4 protein-coding genes are annotated in these 3,109 nt (G+C 58.9%); 1 reads left to right on the top strand and 3 read right to left on the bottom strand.

Annotation, left to right across the window (positions count from 1 at the left end):
- Window positions 1–10: 10 nt before the first annotated feature.
- The 3 genes from VGI36_09895 to VGI36_09885 all read right to left on the bottom strand — a co-directional run bounded on the left by VGI36_09895 (window position 11) and on the right by VGI36_09885 (window position 1,475).
- Window positions 11–511 carry a nitroreductase family deazaflavin-dependent oxidoreductase gene (locus VGI36_09895; GenBank protein ID HEY2485450.1) on the bottom strand — a complete coding sequence of 167 codons (501 nt, stop codon included), beginning with the start codon at window positions 509–511 and terminating at the stop codon, window positions 11–13.
- A 635-nt stretch (window positions 512–1,146) separates the two neighbouring features.
- Window positions 1,147–1,353: a hypothetical protein gene (locus VGI36_09890; GenBank protein ID HEY2485449.1), complete on the bottom strand. Its 207-nt coding sequence runs from the start codon at window positions 1,351–1,353 to the stop codon at window positions 1,147–1,149.
- Window positions 1,350–1,475, bottom strand: a complete 126-nt coding sequence (locus VGI36_09885) for a hypothetical protein (GenBank protein ID HEY2485448.1) — start codon at window positions 1,473–1,475, stop codon at window positions 1,350–1,352. Before VGI36_09885 ends, VGI36_09890 begins: the two co-directional genes overlap by 4 nt.
- 332 nt (window positions 1,476–1,807) lie before the next feature.
- Between VGI36_09885 and VGI36_09880 the strand changes: the two genes are divergently transcribed.
- The coding region (locus VGI36_09880; protein ID HEY2485447.1) for an adenylate/guanylate cyclase domain-containing protein at window positions 1,808–3,109 on the top strand (1,302 nt) is incomplete at its 3' end.

The raw sequence follows: 3,109 nt of genomic DNA, 5'->3' as shown, positions 1-3,109 counted from the left end.
AAGGCCCAATTTAATCGATGCGTGTTAGAGTTAGGACCGGAATTTCCCGCTTGGTCTTGTTCTGATAATCGCTGAACAAGGGCAACAACTTGGCCGCCGCGTCAAATAGCCGAGTGCGCTCCGAGTCATGGACTTGCGCGGCTCTGGCCCTGAATTTCTCCACACCGACCTCGACAGTCACAATGGGGTTCGCAACTAGATTGTAATACCAGGGCGGATTACGAGGCGCGCCGCCATAGGATGCGATGATTACTATGCGGTCACCGTCGCGCGAATAGCACAGCGGGCGCACCAGCGTCCGCCCCGTTTTAGCTCCGGTCATCGTAAGTAGCAGTATGGGCCAATTCTCCAGCGGACCACCTACACGGCCGTGGTTGGCACGAAACTCCTGGATGACGGACTGATTTAATTCATCTACAGCGCGCGGGTCCGCTCGCAGTCGGACGGTATCACCGTCGCGAATCATTTCGCGCGCAATTTCCGTGGAAATCTGCTCAGGCGTGTTGGCCATCGGATTATCTTTCTTCATTTTCCTCTTGATATGAGCTCCACAGTTACCTACCCGATACGCTTAACCTAGGACTAGGCCGCGATTGAATACGTGAGTGGTATGGCGTGGCTCGCGCGGAAGGAGCCTTATTGGTGTCCATGGCTATTTTTTCTGTTTGGACTGGCGTACGCCATGGCGAAGCCGCCGCGCTGCGATGGAATGACATCGATCTGAAGCGACGCATCATCTCAATATCGCGAAGCCGCGACGAGGGCGAGGATAACGCGCCGAAGACTGGGGGTTCGACTCGCGAGATTCCGATGCTCCCGTGGGTCGTTGATCTTCTTAAGCGACTGCCGCGAAGACTTCATTCCGATGGCTCGGAATTCGTTTTCCTGAGCTCGGAAGGGAAGCCGATGACGGACACTTGGTGGCCGAAGCGTGGAGCGGCTCGACGGCCTGTTGACGACGAATCGAAGGGTATCTGGTTTAGGTGCCTTCGCAGCCTGGGTTGATCCCCATACACTCACTCTCTGACTGCGACTGGATCGCACGCTGCGCATCGGTCCGGGGCACGAGTTCCTGAAGCTTGTCGAAGAGTAATTCCCGGCCCATAACGAGGTGAACCTCAATCGCTCCGCCCCAGATCTGTTGAATCATCCCGGCACCGCGAGCTTTAACATGCCGCGTACGTCTGCGGTTTCCGGTCCATAATGCGCGAGCACGCGGTCAAGCAGGATGGTGTTGGCAGCTAACTGAGTAAGCTCGCCGCGTTGAGTGTCAAACCAACCTTCGGCCGACGCTACGAGCAGACCGTGCACCAGCTCAGTCATCGTGCCGATCAGCCCGACGCCGAGCTTCACCAGGTCCTTTTCGTATCGGCGTCCAGGTGGTGCTCCGGAAGGACCTGCCGCAACGCCATCCCGAGCATGGCACCGCCGAATACGCAGGCGAACACAATCGTGCTCGTTTCGATCGGACTCACGACTTCGCTCCGCGCCGGTCACCCCGCGGCGGCCGTATTCCGCTCTCTCTGTACGAACCGTTTTTCATCCTCCGGCCTCGACCTCGGGCGATCGACCGCGATCGTCAGCTTGTCGTACTTCCACCGCGGCCTCTCGGGAACCTCCCTCACCGCATGGCAGAGCATCGGCTTTAAGAAGTGGGCCTTCACGATCATCGCCGTAACGATAGTTCGCCCTGGGCCAAAGCATCCAAGCTGGTCTACCCGAAGTTTGAAGTCCTTTGCGATGGCTGCCGAAACAGGTTTAGGTTTAGGCTGGACCGTCTTGCGAGCGACGGGGGCGGACAACCGCAATGCGCTGTTCGAAGTGCAATACAGACAACACCGAAGGCGCGAAGTTCTGCGTCGAATGCGGTACACCATTCAGCCCTAGGTGTCTAAAATGCGGCGCCGAGAGCGTAGCACAGGCCAAATTCTGCGGTGAATGCGGTGCTGCATTCAGCGCTGCCGTTAGTGCTCCCGTAGCTGAGACATCGCAGGTCCAACCAGGCGAAGCCAGCGGCGAGCGACGCCATCTGACGGTGCTGTTCAGCGATCTGGTTGGCTCGACCGAAATTTCGGCTCACCTCGACCCCGAGGAATTTCGCGAACTCGTGGCGGACTATCACCGCGCCGCGACAGAAGCGGTCACGCGCTTCGGTGGGTACGTAGCGAAGTACCTGGGCGACGGCATACTGGCGTACTTCGGTTGGCCAGAGGCCCATGACAATGACGCCGAACGTGCTGGGCGCGCGGGACTTGCCATAGTTGAGGCCGTTCGCGAGCTCAACCGTCGCGCCGCGGTCAATCGTCCCAAACTATCGGTCCGCGTCGGCATCGATAGCGGTACCGTCGTGGTCGGCAAGGGCGGTGGCAGCGAGTCGGAGGTCTTCGGCGATACCGCCAATATCGCGTCGCGAGTGCAGTCAGCAGCCGATCCCGACACGGTGGTTGTCACCCCGACAGTCAATCGGTTGGTTTCGGGTCTTTTCGTCGTCGAGGAACGCGGCGCTCACCAATTGAAGGGGCTCGCCGAGCCCGTCGATCTGTATCGAATCGTGCGACTGAGTAGTGTGCGAAATCGTCTGGCGGCGTCCATCGTACGCGGTCTTACGCCGTTCGTTGGACGTGACGATGAAACGCAGCTTTTGTGTAGTCGTTGGGAACGCGCATCCGAGGGTGAGGGGCAGGTTTTGTTGATCGTGGGTGAGCCAGGAATCGGCAAGTCGCGCCTGGTGCGGCAATTTCGCAAGCAGCTGGTCTCGAAGCCGCATTTGTGGATCGAATGCGCAGGCTCGCCGTATTTCCAGAACACGCCCTTCTATCCGATCGCTGAGATGCTTCAATTGAACTTCGCACGACGCGCTGATGATTCGGACGCGACCAAGCTAAGCGAGTTGGAAAGAGCTCTCGAACTCGCAGGACTGAAGCTTGCTGAGGCGGTGCCGCTTATCGCCACGATGCTGAATCTTCCGGTTGGCGAGAAGTATTCGCCGCTTGATGCTCTCCCCGGAGCAACAACGCAAACGGCTGATGACAACCCTCGCCGCCTGGCTGTTCGGCGCGGTGCAGTCGGTCGTGATGGCGGTCGAAGATCTGCATTGGTTCGACGCGTC

The organism is Candidatus Binataceae bacterium, assembly GCA_036495685.1.
In the GTDB taxonomy this organism is placed as follows: domain Bacteria; phylum Desulfobacterota; class Binatia; order Binatales; family Binataceae; genus JAFAHS01.
The sequence above is the reverse complement of the archived record's forward strand: the minus strand, read 5'-3'. Positions and strand labels throughout refer to the sequence as shown.

Excerpts from the sequence above, each read along its gene's own strand:
- VGI36_09895 (HEY2485450.1), bottom strand. The coding sequence starts at position 511 with ATGGCCAACACGCCTGAGCAGATTTCCACGGAAATTGCGCGCGAAATG.